Origin of the sequence: Cytobacillus firmus DS1 (assembly GCF_000565285.1) — a bacterium.
Classification (GTDB): Bacteria; Bacillota; Bacilli; order Bacillales; family Cytobacillaceae; genus Cytobacillus; species Cytobacillus firmus_A.
In genome coordinates, this window is sequence record NZ_APVL01000002.1 from 375,902 (window position 1) to 394,298 (window position 18,397).

Genomic DNA, 18,397 nt, shown 5'->3' on the forward strand with positions numbered 1-18,397 from the left:
AAAATTAGTCAGGAGGTAGGTGCCATGTAATGAACTGGGATGAAATAAGAAAAGAGTTTGAGACCTCCGAGATCACATTAAAGGCACTTGCTGAAAAACATGATGTCAAAATCGGGACTTTAAAAAGCAGAAAGAGCCGTGAAGGATGGTCAAGGGATCCAACCAAAAAGGATGCAACCAAAAAGAAAAAGGTTGCAACCCTAGAACCGGTGATTGAATCCGATGAATTGAATGATAAGCAAAAGATGTTCTGTCTTTATTACATCAAGTATTTCAATGCTACCAAGGCATATCAGAAAGCTTATGGAGTTGATAGAAATACAGCTGAATCAATTGCGTATAGATTGATGGGGAATGATGGTGTCAGAAGGGAAATTGAGCGCCTCAAGCAAGAACGGTTTAATGGAGTCTTGTTAGATGCTCAAGCAGTTCTCCAGAAGTACATCGATATTGCTTTTGCTGACATTACAGACTTTGTTGATTTCGGTCAAAGGGAAATGCCGGAGCTTGATCATAATGGTGAGCCGATGCTTGATGAAAATGGAGATGAGATCACTTACTCATACAGTTTCGTTAATCTTAAGAATAACGATGAGGTAGACGGCACCCTGATCACTGAGGTCAAGAAAGGCAAAGACGGTGTATCCGTTAAGCTTGCTGACAAGATGAAGGCCCTGGAGTTCCTATCGAAGTACACTGATCTCCTTTCTGTGAATGATAAGAAGCGCCTGCAGGAAGAGAAGCTGCGCATGGAAATCAGCAAACTTCAAAACAATGATGAAACGTCCCAGGAAAGCCAGGTGGCTAAAATGCTTCGTAAGTTGGTAGGTGATGAGTGATGGATTTAACGCCAAAGCAGCGCGAAGTATGGGATTGTTTTATAAAAGAGAAGCCTAAAATCTTAGCAGCTAGTGGAGCAAAACGTGCTGGAAAGACGTTTGTCCTCATACTGCTTTTTTTAATGCTTATCGCTCGATTTGAAGGCAAGGGGCTGTCGTTCATTGTTGGCGGTTCAACTCAAGCATCGATTCGAAGAAATATCTTAAATGACATGGAAGCGATTCTGGGCAAAGAACTTAAGCTTGATAAGACAAATGCTATTAGTGTTTTTGGGAATAAAGTATATTGCTTTGATGGAGCAAATGCAGATGCCTGGAAAAAGGCCAGGGGCTTTACAGCTGCAGGAGCTCTTTTGAATGAAGGCACAGCCTTACATGACATGTTCGTTAAGGAAGTCATTTCCCGTTGCTCCTATCCAGGTGCGCAGATATTGCTTGATACGAACCCAGAAAACCCAGCCCATCCAGTTAAAACAGATATCATTGATAAAGATGGTCAGAGGCTGGATAACGGCCGATTAAATATCGTTGCATTTCACTTCACTTTGTTTGACAACATCTTTTTGGATGAAGAGTATGTGCAATCTATTGTTGCGGCCACACCAACCGGAATGTTTACAGATCGTGATATTAATGGTTTGTGGGTAGCTGCTGAAGGAGTCATCTATAAGGACTTTAACCGGGATAAACACTATATTTCTCGTGTGAAATTTGAAAAGAAAAACATAGTTAAATATTTTGCTGGAGTGGACTGGGGCTATGAACATCATGGCTCCATTTGTGTTCTGGCAGAAGATGACGCGGGTGATCTTTTCTTAATTGAAGAGCATGCCAAGCAGCATATGGAAATCGATTACTGGGTCGGTGTTGCTAAAGAAATTAAAGACCGTTATGGAAACATTAATTTCTACTGTGACAGTGCCCGCCCTGAACATGTGCAGCGTTTTAGAAGAGAAGGGTTAAGAGCTATTGAAGCAGTGAAGAAAGTTGTGGCTGGCATAGAGGAAGTTGCCCGGCTGTTTAAGTTAGATAAATTCTTTATAGTCCAGGAGAACGTTGATCGCTTTAAGAAAGAAATCTTCCAGTATGTATGGAATGCCAATACTGGGGAGCCCGTGAAGCAGTGGGACGATGTACTGGATGCAATTCGATATGCGATTTATACCCATTATCAAAAACAAATCTTAAAAGGAAAGAGGTGAAGCAATGAACACATACAAATTTATGCGTCTTTTCCGCGAAAAGGGTGCTGATCCAAAGACTATCCAGGAAGTTATAGAAGAGTTTAAAGGCGATTTGCAGAAGCGAAGAATCTTTTATGAGCGTTATAAAGCATCTGTTCAAGGTGTGCCCATATTGAGCCGGCAGCCTGTTGATTATGAAGACTTTGAGACAGGGAAAGTAATGCGAATCGACAGCAAGGTGAATAATCATCTTAATAACGCCTTTGATGCTGAAATCGTTGATACCAAAGTGGGTTATATGTTTGGTCATCCCATTTCTTATGATGTTGACAGCAAGCAGGAAAACGAAAATATGCAGTTGAAAACTGAACTTGAAAACTTTATCATCCGGAATAATGTAGAGGACAAAGATTCCGAATGGGGTAAAAAGGCCGCAATTTGTGGATATGCAGCAAGACTATGCTACATCGATAAAGACGGCAAGGAAAGAATTTTAAATGTGGATCCTTGGGAAACAATCATCATATCCGGCACAGATTTCACTGAACCAGAGTTTTCAATCAGGTTCTTTGATCTGGAAGATAATAAGATGCACGTTGAATTTTATGACGGCAGTCATTTTTATGTGCTGGAAACGGGAGCAACTGGGTTGAGGTTGATTGATAAGAAGCCACACACCTTTGATTATTGCCCTCTATTCGGATTACCTAACAACGAAGAATTGATGGCAGATGCAGAGAAGGTCTTCAAGCTAATCGATGCCTATGATCGGACTCTATCTGATGCCAATAATGAAATCGAGCAATATCGTCTGGCATATCTGGTGTTGCGTGGCTTAGGACTTGATGATGAAGATATTAATACCTTGAAGAAAACAGGTGTATTCGAGCTGATGGGTAAAGACGACAGTGTCAGCTATCTCACAAAAGATATCAATGACACGATGATTGAAAATCATTTGAATCGCCTAGAACAAAATATCTTGCGCTTTGCAAAGAGTGTGAACTTCAGCGATGAGGCGTTCGGAAACAATGTTTCTGGTGTCGCCATGAAATATAAGCTTATGGCCCTTGAAAACAAATGCATCACCATGGAAAGAAAGATGACTGCTGCGTTGCGTTATCAATACAAGGTCCTTTGCAGTGCATGGGATAAAAAGGGGATCTGCAGTAAAGAGGACTTCTTAAAAATATTCACATCCTTTAAGAGGAACATCCCGGTTAACTTACTGGAAGAAGCACAAACAGCAGTAACTTTAAAGGCCGTCACCTCTGAAAAGACTGCGCTTGCTTCTCTTTCTATTGTTGATGATGTGGATTATGAAATCGAGCAGAGGGAAAGAGAGATGGATAAAATTCCTCCTTTAAAGGATGGTGACGATAGTGGATCTTGAGGAATACTCAAGGAAGCTTGAAGAGTGGTCAGATAAGCAGCTGGATAAAATCGAGCGCTCCATCCGTGGGTTTTACCGTCAATTAGTCACCTTGGCTTTAGGTGAACTGGGGAAAATCTATTCTGACTTTGAAGAAGATGGTCAATTAACTTATCAAAATATGATTAAGTACAATCGACTGAAGAAATTCATAGATTCGTTGAATGAGCATGTTGATACATTATCTCTGGAGACTCAGAAAAGCATTTCTACTCACTTAGCTGAAGCTTATGTCTATTCTTATGCCTGGATGGGATGGGCCATAGAAAACGAGGCAAGAAAAAGCCTGAAGTATACATCTTTGAAAGCCGAGCAGATCCAGCGTGCTCTAAATAATCCCATTACTGGCTTAACATTATCAGAAACTCTTGAAAAAAATCGGAAAGAGATAATTTACACAATCCAACGAGAGGTCACACAAGGCCTCGTTCGGGGTTCTACCTACAAAGACATGGCAAGTACCCTGACAACCACATTCGAAGGCGATTACGTCAAATCTATTCGCGTAGCAAGGACTGAAACCCATCGTGTTCGTGAAGCTGGCACATTGGATAGTGCAAGGTATGCAAATTCTAAGGGTGTCATTATGATGAAAAAGTGGCGGAACATGAAAGATAGCCGAGTCCGCCGAACATCAAAAGCAAATCATGAAAAGATGGGGCATGTGAAAATACCAGTTGACGATATGTTTGACCTTGGAAGAGGTGAAAAGGCCATTGCTCCAGGTAATACCGGTTACGCTCATCACGATATAAATTGTCGCTGCATACTTGTTTATGAAATTGATCGCATCGAGGGAAAATCAAATGAGGACCTCTCACAACAAACCTTTAAGGATTTCCAAAAAGCTATAGGAGGATGATTCTAATTGCGAATCCGAAAGCCTTTCAGTGATCGGGTAAGAACTGATGTAGAGGAAGATGAGATTGACGATTGGGAAGAGTCCTTCTTAGGTCATAAGGGAGATGATGGCAATGACAAAAATTGAGGTTGTTGTAGGGGAAGACGGATATATGAGCATTAAAGCAGAAGGGCACACAGAAAGTGTTGTATGTGCCTCGGTTTCAACTCTTCTGCAATCGTCTGTTCGCTACCTTCAAGAATTATCAGAACAATATCCAGAAGCCTTGCAAGTAATCGTTAAGGATAAACCTTGTCTTTAAGCAATAGACGTTAAAAAGGCTTATTTATTTTGCACTTGTAGGCTCGCACTATAAGGGCGTAGGAGGTATTCAAATGAAAAAGTATGATTTCCTAAAGGTAAATATTAAGCAGTTTGATAAAGGGACCATTAATTTAGAGGCTGTAAAAAAGTTTCTTGCAGATAACAAGGATGATGAAGGCGTTAAAGCTTATCTAGGAGAACTTTCTGCCGTATCGGCTGATAAGGTGAAAGGATTCTTGGAAAGCGAAGAGGGGAAGAAACTGATGCAGCCAAGGTTAGATAGTCACTTTACCAAAGGGCTTGAAACATGGAAGCAGAACAATCTCGAAAAGCTTATCGAGGAAGAGGTTAATAAGCGAAACCCATCTAAAACTCCGGAACAATTGGAACTCGAAAAGCTCCGGAAGGAAATTGAAGATGAGAAAAAAGCCCGGAACCGGGAATCTTTAGTCAATAAAGCTCTAAAGGTAGCAAAAGAGAAAAGCCTGCCTGATGGGATTATTGACTTTTTTATTGCCGAGGATGAGGAGAATACCCTAACTAACCTTTCCAAGTTAGAAGAGGAGTACTCTAAAGCTGTTCAGGCGGCAGTAGAAACAAAGTTCAAAGAAAACGGACGCAATATTGATCACGGGCAAGGAAATTCAGGTGGCGGTTCCATTGACATTGGATCGTTAGCATCAGAAGTAAGTATCCGAAATTAGGGAGGAATTCTACATGACAACAAATCTATTAAAAGTAAACATTAAGCAATTCGATTTTAATCCTGCAAATGTGTTGCTGCAGGATGCGGTAACCGGTGCTGTGCCAAAGGAACAAGGGACGCTGGTATTAAAAGAGTTTATGACACAATCTGCCGTTACCAAGCTTGCTAAGTTTGAAGAGATGACTAAGCCTGAGAAGGAATTTACGTATCTAGCATCTGGTCCAGGAGCTTACTGGGTAGGTGAAGGTGAAAAAATCCAAACATCTAAAGCTACTTGGTTAAAAGCTAAGATGGTGTCCAAAAAGATGGGTGTTATCATCCCTGTTTCTAAGGAGTTCTTAAAGTACTCTGTATCTGACTTTTTCACTCAAATGCGTCCTGCCATTTCTGAAGCTTTCGCAATTAAATTTGACCAGGCAGCACTTTTTGGTGTCGATTCTCCATTCGGCGCTGGTGTATCTGTATTTGAAAAAGCGCAGACTGCAGGAAATACTTTGGCTCTTAACTCCATTGGGAACCTTTATGATGAATTAAATGGCCTTATGGCTCTTGTTGAGGAAGCGGATAAAGATGTAGATGGATTTACTACTACTCGCCGGTTCCGTCAAAAGTTACGTGGAGCAAAAGACCAGAACGGCCTGCCAATCTTCAATGATGCTACAGGCGGAGCTACACAGCAAGTTCTTGGTCTACCGATTGGATATGTAGATTCCAAGTCTTTTGATTACACCAAGGCGCTTCTTATGGCTGCTGATTGGGATTACACTCGATATGGCATTCCACAAGGTATGGAATATAAGATCTCAGAAGATGCAACTTTAACCACTATGGTGGATGCAAGCGGAGATCCTATCAATCTTTTCGAACGTGATATGTTTGCTCTTCGCGTTACTCAACAAGTTGGGTTTATGACACTTGCTGAAGATGCTTTTGCAGCATTAACACCAGAAGTTGTTACACCGTAATTCGGCGGCCAAATAGGGTCGCTTTTTCCATTTTTATATTATTGGAGGGAACCGAAATGAATAAAAGAATCCTAGTTGAAAAAAACGGAGAAGAAATTGAAGTTACCGAAAAAGCATTTAAAGTGGTTTATGAGGCAATCGGATATAAAAAAGTGAAAAGGACAAATAAGAAGGCTTCTCCAGATGAATCTTGATGAACTTAAGGCAAGATTGAGAATATCGGATACTACCCAGGATGAGTTTTTGAAGGTAGCGTTGGATGATGCTATTGATTTCGTTCAGCGCACCTGCAACCGTGACTTTTTGATTGACGGAGAGCTGAAATTGCCACCCGCGGCAAAAAGCATAGCTGCATTGTATGTCTCATACGAAATGGTTGCCAATCCGGGTATTAAGAGTGAATCCATTGCAGGTATGTCACAAACCTTCGAATCTGGTGAAGAAAGAGATAGTGCATTGCTGGCCCAATTGACTAGCGCTGGACTAAGGAGAATCCGATTCAAATCATTTGGCGGGTGATGAGATGGCAAGGATAAGAGTCACAGATAATAACCGAATTCCTGAGGTTTTAGCAGATCTATCAAGGGCTAAGTCCAAAAAGGCTAAAGTGGGTTATATCCAAAACAGTCAAATGGCTATGATTGCAGGCGTCCATGAGTTTGGAGCAAGAATCCAGGTTACTGAAAAAATGCGCAGATACTTGGCATCACAGGGGCTTCACCTGAAGAAATCAACTACACATATCGTCATTCCTGAACGTTCTTTTCTTAGAACTGGGACCGATGAGAACATAGCGGCCATCGAAAATAAAGCCCAGGAGCTTATTACTGAAGTTATTGAGGGAAATGTATCGCCTGAGTTATTCTTTCAAATGCTGGGACTTGAATTGAAAGGGAAAATTCAAGAATTTGCAATTGATCTAAATAACCCGGTCAACCATCCATTCACGGTTGAAATGAAAGGATCTTCAAATCCTTTGGTGGACAGCGGCGGCCTTATTGGATCGATAGAGGTTGAAGTGGAATGAATTTATACTCCTTCCGTCGCTTAATAAGCAAGTACAGTTCAAATGTAAACGTAATTGTCAGCAAAGGTGACGGCAGCTGGAATGAAGATGGAGAATACGTACCAGGTGATGTGGTCCCGGAGGTTAGGGAATGTGCTGTTATCCCGTTTGATATGAAGACGGTTGCTCAATTAGGAGGAGCTGTTACTCAATCTGACCGTCAAATATATTCCCTTACACCTTTTAAACACGGAGATGAGATTGAGCATCAGGGTATGAAGTACAAGATCGATACATCGATTAATTTCACCCCGTTCGCTGATTTCTATCGCTATGTTGCTAAAGGGGTGAGCTCTTTTGATTAATCTTGCTAACGTTCGTCGCCCAGTTATAGCAGGTCTGAGAAGTTATACTACCCATCCTGTCATTATGGCAGATACAACAGGTAATCAGCCTGCCTATCCGTTTTATACGCTTAAGGTTACTCTAGCTGGGCAAGGAATCGGACAAGTCGCAGAGGCGATGGATGTAGAAATTGGCCTTTCCAGTATCGAACAAGACACTGAAATGATTCTATCAATTACTTGCCATGCTGCAGATATCGAAGAAGCACATGATTTGGCTTATAAGGCCCGTTCATACTTTCTAGGAAAAGGCCATATAGAGTTATCCGATCAGAACATCACGGTAGTGGATGCATTAGCAATCACGAATCGTGATGTTTTTTTAAACATTGAATATGAACGCAGATATGGCTTTGATGTCCGGTTGCGGATGCGCGGCCAAGAGTCTTTTGATGCTGGAGTTATTGAAAATATTGAGATGTAGGAGTGAGTGAAATGCCATTACAAGATGTTACTGTCACGATTGACATAAAGAACCCATCGGCGCTCATTGGCTTAGGAACTCCGTTAATCCTGGTTAATAAAGCTGGAGGAAGTCCTTATAAAGAATACAGAGACTTAGAGGCTATCAAAGTAGCCTTTGGTGAACAGTCTGAAGGTTATGAAATAGCAAAGAAGGTATTTGATCAAGGCGATACGCGTCCTGAAAAAATAGCTATTGCCACTTATGATACAACTGCAGTTGATCCTGTTACAGCAGCTTCTGTGCTTGAAGAATATTTCTACAATGATTGGTATTTTGTCATGCTGGATTCAGGAACTGTGGATGATTACAAAGCTATTAGTGATGTAGTTGAAGGTCACGGGCTGAAGATGGCGGCTCATGTTGTTGATAGTGTAGAAGATTTGGCCTTGTTAAAAGTTGAAGACTATGACCGCACATTTGCAATTCAGCATGATCAGATTGAAGAAATGCCACATGCTGCTTTAATTGGGCGGATCGGTTCCCTTCCAGTTGGTTCGGTGACATGGAAGTTCAAAACATTAAAGTCCGTTACCCCTCAAGACCTTACTCCTCTTAAATTAAGTGATATCCACTTAATAGGAGGTATTGCGTATGTGAGGAAAGCTGGGATCGATCAGACAAGCGAAGGTAAACTTGTTAGTGGAGAATATATTGATGTTATTCACGGCAAGGACTGGGTGAAGCTTAACATTGAACAGCAAGTGCAACTTCTGTTTGCATCAAATCCCAAAATCCCTTATACCGATAGTGGTATCGCTCAAATCGAGGGAGCTGTCCGTACAGTCTTAGAAGTGGCAGGCCAGAATGGCATTATCGCTGTTGATGATTCTGGAAAGTATTTATATACCATTTCCAGCCAGGGACGAAATGAATCCCCTGCATCAGATCGTGCAGAACGTAGGTATAGCGGACTCTATTTTGACTTTGAACTTGCTGGGGCCATTCATGAAGCGAAGATTAAAGGTGAAATTTTAGTGTAAAAAGGAGGTCTTGAGCATGGGTCATGTTGGAACATATGATGCTCGAAAAGTTACAACAACAGTAAATGGTGTATTCGTCACTGGATATGCTGACGGTACCATGGTTAAATGCTCGAAAGATAACGAAAATTTCGAAGCAAGTTCATCAGCCCAAGGAGATGCTGTTGTTTCCATTAACGGTGATTCTCTTGGCACGATTGAGATCACATTGAGCCAAACATCTCCGTCCATTCCTTATTTAAATACATTAGCGAATGATCGGAATATGTTCCCGATTTGGGTGAACTCAAATAATGAAATTAAAGAGGTTACAGGCGGAACAAAAGCAATGGTTACGAAGGTTCCGGATATTGAACATGGAAAAGCAGTAGCGAGCCGTGTCTATACTATAAAAGTCTTTGATTACACAGTGAAATAGAAAGGATGAGTGGGCTTCGGCTCACTCTTTTTATTTGCTATGAACAAACGACATATTACCAATCAATTAAAAAGAAGAGAATGGGAGCGAAAACAAATGGCTAAAAAAGGTGAACAACAAAAATTCGAAACTAAAAACGGTAACAAGTACATTTTCCAACACCCTGGGCTTCGTGAAGCTATTCGCATGCGAGACACTGCAAAAAACGAGCACGGTGTTCAGCAGGGGGAGAAATTATATGAATCCCTAATGGAGCACGTAATTTTCCAGGAAGATGGCAGCAAGGTAACATTCGAACATTTTGAAGAAGTTGGTGGATTCACTGAAGTCATGTCGGCTGCAGTGAAGTTTACCTTTCAGGAAGGCTAAGCCACTTCATCAATATCGTGAGAAGGTTGATTCTGAATGGTATTTTTGGAGACCAATCATGGAAGGGAAGATTTCCTACACCGAGGCTTGCACAATGACACTGGATGAAATTATGTACATTAATGCGGCATTAGACAGCCAAATTGAGCGAGTTAAAAATGCGAGAGGAGGTAATTAAATGTCCTTGCGTGATGTGTTTGTAGCAATTGGAATGGACATCGATGACGGCCCTCTCGCTGAATTAGATAGACGAATTGATGATGTGATCAGTTCCATTAATGGCTTGAACTTTAATTCAATAGATAATGCTGTTGATGAAGTTGAGGACTTGAATGATGAATTCGAGGATTTAGAAAACTCAATAGAAGATGCGGCTGATCAGGTTGAGGATCTAGATAACAGTAACTTGAGCAATCTTGACCGCGAAATTCAAAATACTGATGGCAGTATGAATATATTCAAGAAGACAGTATTGGGACTCGGTGCAGCCATTATGGCATTAGGCATTGGTGCTGCCGTAAAAGACTTCACCCAGGGTGCAATTGAAGCGGCAGCTGGTGCCCAAGCCTTACAGGCACAGTTTGACCAGGTTTTTGGAGCAGATGCAGGGGAAGCGCAGGGAGTTGTCGAGAATCTAGGAGAGTCTTTCGGGATGCTCCCAAATCGGATTAAACCTGCCTATACCCAAATGACAAGTTTATTTAAAGGGCTGGGCTTGGAAACGGGCGATGCGATGGATGCTTCACAGCGTGCTGTGTCAGCTGTAGCAGATGCAGCTGCCTTCTATGATAAATCCTTTGAAGATGCAAACAGTGCCCTAAACTCATTTATCAAAGGTAACTATGAGGGCGGGGAGGCAATTGGTCTATTCGCAAACGAAACACAATTGGCCGGATTTGCATCACAAGAACTCGGATTGGACTGGAAGAACCTTGGTGAAGCTGATAAGCAGCTGGCCCGTCTAACCTTCGCAGAAAAGATGATGGAGTCGGCCGGTGCCACTGGACAAGCTCTTCGGGAATCGGAATCCTATGAAAACCAACTTGGCAACCTTAAGCAAGCGTGGCAGGATTTCTTAGCGAAAGCTGGGGCGCCAATATTAGAACAGGCCGTTGGAGTATTATCCAAGCTTAGTGATGTTATTTCGAATGTTGATCCTGGACCATTTATGGAGTTTGTTTCCGCAGGGTTTGATCAGTTGTCAAAAGTTAAGGATATCATCGATGCAGTTTATAACACGATTATGTCTCTTGTTTACAATACAGGAGAGGTATCGGATATATGGCAGAACTTAGGCGTGCCTCCTGAGGTTGCAGATGGAATTGCTAGTTTTGCTCAAAAGGTCGCTGATGGTTTCAACTATGGTAAAGATGTCATTATGCAATTTGTGAATGATGTCGTTATTCCACTTATGCCGGTAGCACAAGAATTTATAGGCAATTCAATGGGAGTAATTGCAAATGTCGTCTCCACTGGAATAAATATTTTCAGTACTTTAAAAAGTATTGTCCAGGGTGTAATAGAGGGAGTTATTGTTCCTTTATTTCCGGTGGCCCGTTCTGTGATTGAGACATCAATGAATTTTATATCGCCAATTCTAAGAATAGTAGGCAGTTTATTCTCTGGAATTTCATCTGTTGTCCGATTTTTAGTAGAGGAAATTATAGTTCCTTTGCTGCCTCTGGCAACGACCACGATAAAAATTGCCTGGATTGCCATGAAGCCTATTTTAGATGGCATGAAAATTGCCTTTGATGCCATAGCTGATGCTGTAGAGTGGGTAATAGACAAGCTTGGAGCTGTTGGAAAGGCTCTAAAAAACTTGGATATTGGAAGTAAGATTGGCGGTGTGGTTTCAAAGGTCTCAAACTTGTTGCCGGGATTTGAAGTTGGTCTTGGGCGTGTTCCTTACGATGACATGCCTGCGTTGTTGCATAAAGATGAAGCCGTCCTACCAGCAGAAGAAGCTGACGCATTAAGATCTGCAGGTATTTTAAAGGGAGATGGCACAAACCCATCCTTAGACTTTGGAAATGCGGGTAAATATAACACTGCTGCTACAGTTACAACAAGCACGACAACTTCCAAAATACATGCACCTGTACAAATATTTGTACAAGGCGGCAATACCAAGGATGAGACTGTATTTAACATCAAGGAAGCAATGGAGGAGTTTTTCAGTGATTTAAATGTAATCATTCCTCAGATTAGGGAGGGATAGCATTGGCGGAATTAGTCGGCACAACAAAAATCAATGGCTATTTAGTTCATGTTGAAAAAGAAGATGTTGATATTGATGTTGATATCCCTACACATAAAGTGGAGAAGGGCATTAATCTTTCAGATCATGTGGAAAGAAAGCCTGTGATTGTAAAAATTTCAGGCTTAATAATAAGGCCAACCCCTGAGCGGGTGGAAATCATGGTTGCTAATCTGGAGAAAATGGAAATCGAAGGACAGCTTATCACGTATGAAGGCAGACGTATTTACAAAAACATGCTAATGAGCGGCCTGACAATTCAGGCCGATTCTAAGACGATTAATGGTTATCGGTTCAGCTGCACACTTACAGAGGTTCGCATTGCTGAAACCTCTTATATTCCCCCTAAAAGAAAGGCAGTTACTGCTCCAGTTGCTCAAGCAGGACGTAAACAAACTGAAAACAAGAAGCAATCGCCGATATACCATGTTGTGAAAAAAGGTGATACCTATTATGCCTTAGGTAAGAAATACAACTTAAGATGGCAGCAACTACAGACGTGGAACAAATATGACCCTCGTAAAATTCCAATCGGCGTAAAGTTGAGAGTGGGGTGAGGCAATGGATAAAGAATATATTAATATCGAAAAGCCTCTCATCCCTTATCGCTTTGAAATTGAATTGGGGGCTGAGATTTTCGAGCTGGAAATAAGGTACAACGAGATAGGAGATTATTTTACTATCGATTTAATAAAGGATGGAGAGGTTCTTGTATACGGTGAAAAAATCGTGTACGGTGAACCTCTTTTTAGTGAGATATTCGATACACGTTTCCCTGGACCACTCATCATTTCAATTGATGAATCCGGACAAGAAACCCGGGTTGGATATGAAAATCTAAATGTTACCGTCTTCCTGGTGGTGATGAATGAATGAGTAAGCTTTTTAAGAGAGTTGTTGAGGTCATTACCACCAATGTGAAAATGAACAATACAGACCTGGACATCGAATTTGAAATACCGTTTGACGATGATTTAGATCCAAATCTAAGTGTTGTTTCTGTCTATAATCTCTCAGCAAACACCCGTAACCAGCTGAAAAGAGGAAAGATGTTGACAATAAACGCAGGATACATCGAAGACAAAGGATTGATTTTATCCGGATACATTGACAACACTACTTCAAAATTATCGGGAGCTGACAGGGAAACAGTAATCAAAGTCTTGGATAGCCAGCCACTCGACAAGAAGAAGACCCTCCAAAAATCATTTAAGCCAGGAATAAAAGCTCAGCAAATTTTAAGTGATTTAGCTAAATCTCTTGGATTATCAATAGCTGTCTTGAAATTACCAAAGAACAAGGTGTATTCAAAGGGTTATGCAGTTGATGGAGAGATTGTAAAAACCATGCAAGATATCTCCAAGGACTGCGGTGCTGCTTGTTATATCTCCCGTTCTAAACTGTATATTCGTTCTTTGAAGCAAGGAGATGACCATCGTTTTGTTCTAAGTAGCAAGACTGGATTAATTGGTTCGCCTGAGTATTTTGAGGAAGAAAAGGATGGTGTAACAGTTAAAGGGTATAAAATAAAGTCTTTGCTCCAGTACCGAATGAACACAGGATCTATTATTGAACTTCAGGCAGTAGGGGTTAAAGCCAAGGTGCGTATTAGAAAAGGAAAACATATTTTTAAAGGTGACAGCTACTATACGGAAGTGGAGGCGATTCTTTGAGCAATGCCGGTGTCTTTTTCGACAACTTAAAAAGAACTATATTTACGAGTATCAATACTTCTATGCCGGCAAAGATCCTTTCATTTGATGAATCATCTGGGAAAGCCAAGATTCAGCCACTATTTAAGGTCAAAGAAGTCGGCCAGTCGCCTCAGTCACTACCACCTATAGAGAATGTCCCTACACTAAAGCAGAAATATCGTGTAAATGGCGGTGCGGTTCAGACGTATTTGCCTGTTTATAGTCCTGGCGATACGGTTTTAGTGGTGTTCTGCCAAAGAGCAATTGACGATGCCCAAAGCGGGCATAATGTGTTCCCGGGTACATCTCGAATGTTCAGCATTCAGGATGCTGTCATTGTGGGGGTGTTAAATTGAAAGCGCTAGAGCTGGCCAATGGTGATTTAGTTTTTGAAAATGGTGATTTCAAGATGATTGAGGGAGAAAATGAAATAGCTCAGTGCTTGAGCATCACACTAGGAACCAACCTGAAAGAATGGTTCTTGGATGAACGTTATGGAATTGATTTTACACTCATCTTGGGGAAATCCAATGATGAAGAGGCAAGGGCTGAAGTTATGAGAGTTTTGTCTCAAGAAGAACGAGTGGCATCTATTGATAGTCTTATCATCTCTAATGATTTCACCAACAGGATAAGAACAATTCGATATTCTGTTACCTTAATAGACGGCAGCACTCTTAATGATGAGGTGATATTAGGTGCTTGATGCTAATGGATTTAAAAGGAAAACTTACGATGAACTTCTAAATGATATGTCTTCAAAAACCAAAGAATTGTTCGGCGCGGATGCTAATGTCTCAGAAAAAGCATTTTTAGGCATCTTGATTCGTATTATGGCGTGGTTTTTATCCCTTGCCTGGATGGCAATTGAACAAGTTTACCATGCTGCATACCGAAAGTCGGCTGAAGGAGTGCAACTCGATAAATTACTTCCTTACGCTGGGATAACTAGAATTCTAGAAGAATACGCCTATGGAGAAATCACTATCAATGGTACAGCAAACCATACCGTTGAAAGTGGTTTTTTAGTTTCTACAGAAAGTGATATCACCTTCGAAACTATTGCTGACATCACCTTGGATGCAAACGGTGTTGGCATTGTGGAAATAGTATGTACCGAAATTGGTTCGATTGGAAATGTTGAAGCAAATAGCATTACCCAGATCGTTAACCCAGATGCAAATGTAATTAGTGTTAATAATCCGGAAAGGACAAGCGGCGGCAGAGAAAAGGAAACTGATGCTGAGGCACGTGCCCGGGCTGAAATCACTGTCGAAGGCATGGGGTCCGGCACCCCTGCGGCTATACGACGGGCATTAATGAATTTACCAAATGTAAGGGCCGTGCATGTAATTGATAACTATTCAGATGTCACAGATTCTTATGGTACTCCTTCAAGAGCCCTGCAGGCTTTTGTGCTGGGTGGAGATGACGGAGAAATTGCACTGGCCATCTTAGAATCAAAGGCCGGAGGCATCCAACCGTATGGAACTACCTATATTGAAGTGCCCGACCTAAGTGGAAACCTTCAATCTGTTGGTTTCACAAGAGCATCGGAAGTAAATTTGCATGCGAGGGTCGTAATTTCTAAGGATTCCAGATTTACTAATGACGGAGAGGATAAAGTAAAGAATGCAGTTGTTAGATATGTTGGCGGCTCGGATACTACATCACAATTATTTACTGGTTTGAATATGGGGGAGAAAGTGGTTTTAGCAAAAGCCATCGCACACATTATGTCAGTAGAAGGAGTCACAGATGTTGAACTATCCTTCAGTACAGATGGCGGGCAAGTCTTTCTTGAAGAAAACGTGCTGATTGATTTATTTGAAGTGGCCCAGATTAGCGCTGAAAATATTGAGGTGGTTATTAATGTTTGATTTAAAGTCCATTGTTAATAGATTTTCCGACTACTTCAATAAGCAGTCAGACAGCAATATAAGCAAGCTCATGCGCATCTTTAGCGATGAGCTGCAGTCTCTTCATCAGACAGTTAATAGAGTTGGAGACTGGCGAGATATCGATAACGCAGAAGGCTCAGCGCTCGATGATATCGGGACAAATTTTAATCAGCCTCGTGGTGTTGCCACTGATGAAGTGTATAGAATTTTGCTTAAATCTAAAATCGCCAGAAATTTGTCTGACGGGAGCATAAATACAATTATCCGTGTCCTCTCGGTGGCTCTTTCCGTTCCTCAAAAAGAAATAAAAATTCAAGAAAAGTGGGATGATCCACTGGAACCGGAACCTGCTGCAATTAAACTGATCGAATTGCCTTTAAATAAGATTAATGAGGCCGGTCTGGATCCCTTGAATTTTGTTCGTATAGTTCAAAAAACTGTAGCTGCGGGTGTCAAAGTCGGGGCTATTGAATTATCTGGCACATTCGAGTTTGGTGATTTATCAAACTCTATTAATTACACCAAAGGATTTGGTGATGTTAACGACGAAAACATCGGAGGCTATCTGGGGGCAGTTTATACACCAGGCACCGATAATGAATTGCCAATTTAGGAGGGATTTGAATGGAAGAACAATTGCCAAAGTGGGATTCGGTTGGAGTTGAGCCACCTGCCGTATTAAAAACCGATGGCTGGCAACCAGGTATGAAGCCTTCGGCCCAGCACATGAATTGGCTCTTTAATCGAATTTATAAATGTCTTGAGGAAATTCAAACAAATGGTGGCACAGAGGAAATCCAGCAAGAGTTAGCTGCCCTACAGGCACTAGTTGCTGAACATCAGGCGGATGAAATGCCGCATGAATTTACGGATGCTACCGATTTAAAAACATATCGGTACGGATTTAAAACAAACGCTGCTAAAGATGGTTTGGTGTTTGTTTATGAGGAGGTCTTATAATGCCAGAGATTAATTTGCCTACTAAGGCAACACAAGATTTTATAAAAGAAAAAACCGATTTAATCGGTTCTTCTAATCCTACAACTGCCGATACAACAACCTTAATGAATTATTTGAAGCGGCTTGAAGAAAAGATTGATGCAGGGGGTGGGGGGACTGATTGGAGTAAATACATGAATACACTCTCAACTATTTCATATGACGTAAATAATAATACAAACTGGGTTACTCTTATGAATCGAACTGGAAAGGGTTATGTTAAAGCCTTATATTCTAGTTGCATAGGATATAGCTTTAACATAAGAGTGACTGTTGACGGTGTGGTATTAATGACGTACCGTTCAGTAAACGGTAATATCGCATCAGGTATGGCAACAAAAGACTTCATTAGTGTAGGAGGTAATAACTATGATGGTGATAGAGCTTGGTTGATTGGGGATCAGCCTTCTAATAAAACATCCATTATGATGTCTACAGCTTTATTAAACCTACCAATTCAAGATTTAGACACTGAATTCTTTAGCCTTTTGTCACAACCTATTTTTTACAACGAATCTTTAAAAATTGAAGCTAAGCTGCATTCCAGCAGGCCTAATGGCAATAATGCTAGATCGTCAGTTTATTTCTTTGGAGGGATTGGGATATGATTAAAGTTTTACAAAAATATAAGGATGGGGACTATGAAGTAATTGAATATACGTCTGATGGGATAACTATTTCCCATACTGATAGAATAATTTTTAATTCCCCGCCTATAACACCCGAACCATCCGAACCAGAACCAACTTTAGAGGACAAAATTAACTTTATCTACTATAAAAATATGGGAGTGATTTAAACATGGTGAACGATTTAGCCAGATTGGTACGATTAGGGGTTATTTCTTTGGAAAGTATAAAAGATGAATCTATCCGCCAGCAAGTCGAATACGAACTAAACAAAAATTAAAATTGAACGAATGTTCGAAGGAGTTTTTCTTACCTATTGTCGAATTACTAAAGACATGGAGGTGAAGAAATGAACTACTGTGAGAAAAACATTTATGTGAGAGAAGCTTTATTAGCAAACCCTCATAAATATGGAGAGGAAGACAAGGCTCCATTACGAGAACATATTTCGAATTGTGAAGTTTGCCAAACATCAGTTGATGAAGCTAAAGATTTCGCGGAAATGGTGGGTCGTAAATTTGAATATTAATTAAGAAAGCATCCTTAATGGGTGCTTTTTATGTCTTATCAGGAAGATTATACGCATTAGTGTACATTAATGTGTATTGATATTTATGAATGATTAACCGACAATTATTTCCAAAGTGACAAGTTTCTTGGAGGGGATATGGTTGGTTGTAAAAAGAGTAAATATCACAGTTGATCCAGATACGCTTGATGAATTTTATCGTCTGGCTTCTAAAAAAGGAATCAAATTTTCTACATGGGTTCAGGTCAAAATGGAAGAATTCATCGAGGAAGAGAAAATGATCGAAGAATATCGGCAGCAGAAAAGGCGCTCTTAATGAGTGCTTTTTTATTGCGCATTATTATTTACAAGTATAAATAAGTGCCAACAAATGTCTATATACCAGTACTTGTGTCAATGCCAAGGGTTAGGAAGATTATACGCAGCAAGGTTTAAAGTTTTAATCATAAAA

28 protein-coding genes are annotated in these 18,397 nt (G+C 40.8%); all 28 read left to right on the forward strand.

What is annotated here, in order from left to right; genetic code table 11:
• Positions 1 to 29 precede the first annotated feature (29 nt).
• The 28 genes from PBF_RS04330 (at position 30) to PBF_RS26395 (ending at position 18,262) form a co-directional block, all read left to right on the forward strand.
• Complete coding sequence (locus PBF_RS04330; protein WP_035327532.1) at positions 30 to 839, forward strand: terminase small subunit; 810 nt, start codon at positions 30 to 32, stop codon at positions 837 to 839.
• Positions 839 to 2,041: a PBSX family phage terminase large subunit gene (locus PBF_RS04335; RefSeq protein ID WP_035327534.1), complete on the forward strand. Its 1,203-nt coding sequence runs from the start codon at positions 839 to 841 to the stop codon at positions 2,039 to 2,041. Before PBF_RS04330 ends, PBF_RS04335 begins: the two co-directional genes overlap by 1 nt.
• 4 nt (positions 2,042 to 2,045) lie before the next feature.
• Positions 2,046 to 3,416, forward strand: a complete 1,371-nt coding sequence (locus tag PBF_RS04340) for a phage portal protein (RefSeq protein ID WP_035327536.1) — start codon at positions 2,046 to 2,048, stop codon at positions 3,414 to 3,416.
• Complete coding sequence (locus PBF_RS24840) at positions 3,406 to 4,317, forward strand: phage minor head protein (protein ID WP_051488796.1); 912 nt, start codon at positions 3,406 to 3,408, stop codon at positions 4,315 to 4,317. The genes PBF_RS04340 and PBF_RS24840 overlap by 11 nt, the downstream gene beginning before the upstream one ends.
• Before the next feature lie 112 nt (positions 4,318 to 4,429).
• On the forward strand, positions 4,430 to 4,618 hold the full coding sequence (locus PBF_RS04355) for a ribosomal-processing cysteine protease Prp (protein ID WP_035327539.1): 189 nt from the start codon (positions 4,430 to 4,432) through the stop codon (positions 4,616 to 4,618).
• 73 nt (positions 4,619 to 4,691) lie between these two features.
• Positions 4,692 to 5,324 carry a DUF4355 domain-containing protein gene (locus tag PBF_RS04360; RefSeq protein ID WP_081757224.1) on the forward strand — a complete coding sequence of 211 codons (633 nt, stop codon included), beginning with the start codon at positions 4,692 to 4,694 and terminating at the stop codon, positions 5,322 to 5,324.
• Positions 5,325 to 5,337: 13 nt separating this feature from the next.
• Positions 5,338 to 6,291 (forward strand): phage major capsid protein, encoded by a 954-nt coding sequence (locus tag PBF_RS04365; protein WP_051488797.1) that lies wholly within the window; start codon positions 5,338 to 5,340, stop codon positions 6,289 to 6,291.
• Between the two features lie 56 nt (positions 6,292 to 6,347).
• The gene (locus PBF_RS26070) at positions 6,348 to 6,485 is read left to right on the forward strand and encodes a hypothetical protein (RefSeq protein ID WP_160169242.1); all 138 of its coding nucleotides are present in this window, start codon (positions 6,348 to 6,350) and stop codon (positions 6,483 to 6,485) included.
• The gene (locus tag PBF_RS04370; protein WP_051488798.1) at positions 6,475 to 6,810 is read left to right on the forward strand and encodes a phage head-tail connector protein; all 336 of its coding nucleotides are present in this window, start codon (positions 6,475 to 6,477) and stop codon (positions 6,808 to 6,810) included. Before PBF_RS26070 ends, PBF_RS04370 begins: the two co-directional genes overlap by 11 nt.
• Before the next feature lie 4 nt (positions 6,811 to 6,814).
• Positions 6,815 to 7,318 carry a hypothetical protein gene (locus PBF_RS04375; protein ID WP_035327541.1) on the forward strand — a complete coding sequence of 168 codons (504 nt, stop codon included), beginning with the start codon at positions 6,815 to 6,817 and terminating at the stop codon, positions 7,316 to 7,318.
• The gene (locus PBF_RS04380) at positions 7,315 to 7,662 is read left to right on the forward strand and encodes a hypothetical protein (protein WP_035327542.1); all 348 of its coding nucleotides are present in this window, start codon (positions 7,315 to 7,317) and stop codon (positions 7,660 to 7,662) included. The genes PBF_RS04375 and PBF_RS04380 overlap by 4 nt, the downstream gene beginning before the upstream one ends.
• A complete protein-coding gene (locus tag PBF_RS24845) occupies positions 7,655 to 8,125 on the forward strand; it encodes a phage neck terminator protein (RefSeq protein ID WP_051488799.1) in 471 nt (156 codons plus the stop codon). The genes PBF_RS04380 and PBF_RS24845 overlap by 8 nt, the downstream gene beginning before the upstream one ends.
• Positions 8,126 to 8,136: 11 nt before the next feature.
• Entirely contained in the window at positions 8,137 to 9,147 is a 1,011-nt protein-coding gene (locus PBF_RS04390) for a DUF3383 family protein (RefSeq protein ID WP_035327544.1), read from the forward strand.
• A gap of 16 nt (positions 9,148 to 9,163) precedes the next feature.
• Complete coding sequence (locus PBF_RS04395; protein WP_035327546.1) at positions 9,164 to 9,565, forward strand: phage structural protein; 402 nt, start codon at positions 9,164 to 9,166, stop codon at positions 9,563 to 9,565.
• Between the two features lie 96 nt (positions 9,566 to 9,661).
• Positions 9,662 to 9,934, forward strand: coding sequence for a hypothetical protein (locus PBF_RS04400; RefSeq protein ID WP_035327548.1), 273 nt, complete (start codon positions 9,662 to 9,664; stop codon positions 9,932 to 9,934).
• Positions 9,935 to 10,112: 178 nt separating this feature from the next.
• On the forward strand, positions 10,113 to 12,155 hold the full coding sequence (locus PBF_RS04405; protein ID WP_051488800.1) for a phage tail protein: 2,043 nt from the start codon (positions 10,113 to 10,115) through the stop codon (positions 12,153 to 12,155).
• Between the two features lie 2 nt (positions 12,156 to 12,157).
• On the forward strand, positions 12,158 to 12,751 hold the full coding sequence (locus PBF_RS04410) for a LysM peptidoglycan-binding domain-containing protein (RefSeq protein WP_051488801.1): 594 nt from the start codon (positions 12,158 to 12,160) through the stop codon (positions 12,749 to 12,751).
• Between the two features lie 4 nt (positions 12,752 to 12,755).
• Entirely contained in the window at positions 12,756 to 13,070 is a 315-nt protein-coding gene (locus PBF_RS04415) for a phage baseplate plug family protein (protein WP_035327550.1), read from the forward strand.
• Positions 13,067 to 13,867 carry a phage protein gene (locus tag PBF_RS04420; RefSeq protein ID WP_035327552.1) on the forward strand — a complete coding sequence of 267 codons (801 nt, stop codon included), beginning with the start codon at positions 13,067 to 13,069 and terminating at the stop codon, positions 13,865 to 13,867. Before PBF_RS04415 ends, PBF_RS04420 begins: the two co-directional genes overlap by 4 nt.
• Positions 13,864 to 14,244 carry a Gp138 family membrane-puncturing spike protein gene (locus PBF_RS04425; RefSeq protein ID WP_035327554.1) on the forward strand — a complete coding sequence of 127 codons (381 nt, stop codon included), beginning with the start codon at positions 13,864 to 13,866 and terminating at the stop codon, positions 14,242 to 14,244. The genes PBF_RS04420 and PBF_RS04425 overlap by 4 nt, the downstream gene beginning before the upstream one ends.
• The gene (locus tag PBF_RS04430; protein ID WP_035327556.1) at positions 14,241 to 14,594 is read left to right on the forward strand and encodes a hypothetical protein; all 354 of its coding nucleotides are present in this window, start codon (positions 14,241 to 14,243) and stop codon (positions 14,592 to 14,594) included. The genes PBF_RS04425 and PBF_RS04430 overlap by 4 nt, the downstream gene beginning before the upstream one ends.
• Positions 14,587 to 15,768 (forward strand): baseplate J/gp47 family protein, encoded by a 1,182-nt coding sequence (locus PBF_RS04435; protein ID WP_035327558.1) that lies wholly within the window; start codon positions 14,587 to 14,589, stop codon positions 15,766 to 15,768. Before PBF_RS04430 ends, PBF_RS04435 begins: the two co-directional genes overlap by 8 nt.
• Positions 15,761 to 16,402: a hypothetical protein gene (locus PBF_RS04440; RefSeq protein ID WP_035327560.1), complete on the forward strand. Its 642-nt coding sequence runs from the start codon at positions 15,761 to 15,763 to the stop codon at positions 16,400 to 16,402. Before PBF_RS04435 ends, PBF_RS04440 begins: the two co-directional genes overlap by 8 nt.
• Before the next feature lie 11 nt (positions 16,403 to 16,413).
• On the forward strand, positions 16,414 to 16,749 hold the full coding sequence (locus tag PBF_RS04445; RefSeq protein WP_035327561.1) for a hypothetical protein: 336 nt from the start codon (positions 16,414 to 16,416) through the stop codon (positions 16,747 to 16,749).
• The gene (locus PBF_RS04450; RefSeq protein WP_035327566.1) at positions 16,749 to 17,396 is read left to right on the forward strand and encodes a hypothetical protein; all 648 of its coding nucleotides are present in this window, start codon (positions 16,749 to 16,751) and stop codon (positions 17,394 to 17,396) included. Before PBF_RS04445 ends, PBF_RS04450 begins: the two co-directional genes overlap by 1 nt.
• Positions 17,393 to 17,587 carry a hypothetical protein gene (locus PBF_RS04455; RefSeq protein WP_035327568.1) on the forward strand — a complete coding sequence of 65 codons (195 nt, stop codon included), beginning with the start codon at positions 17,393 to 17,395 and terminating at the stop codon, positions 17,585 to 17,587. The genes PBF_RS04450 and PBF_RS04455 overlap by 4 nt, the downstream gene beginning before the upstream one ends.
• A gap of 179 nt (positions 17,588 to 17,766) precedes the next feature.
• Positions 17,767 to 17,946, forward strand: coding sequence for a hypothetical protein (locus PBF_RS04460; protein WP_035327570.1), 180 nt, complete (start codon positions 17,767 to 17,769; stop codon positions 17,944 to 17,946).
• A gap of 142 nt (positions 17,947 to 18,088) precedes the next feature.
• Entirely contained in the window at positions 18,089 to 18,262 is a 174-nt protein-coding gene (locus PBF_RS26395; RefSeq protein WP_035327572.1) for a hypothetical protein, read from the forward strand.
• Positions 18,263 to 18,397 lie beyond the last annotated feature (135 nt).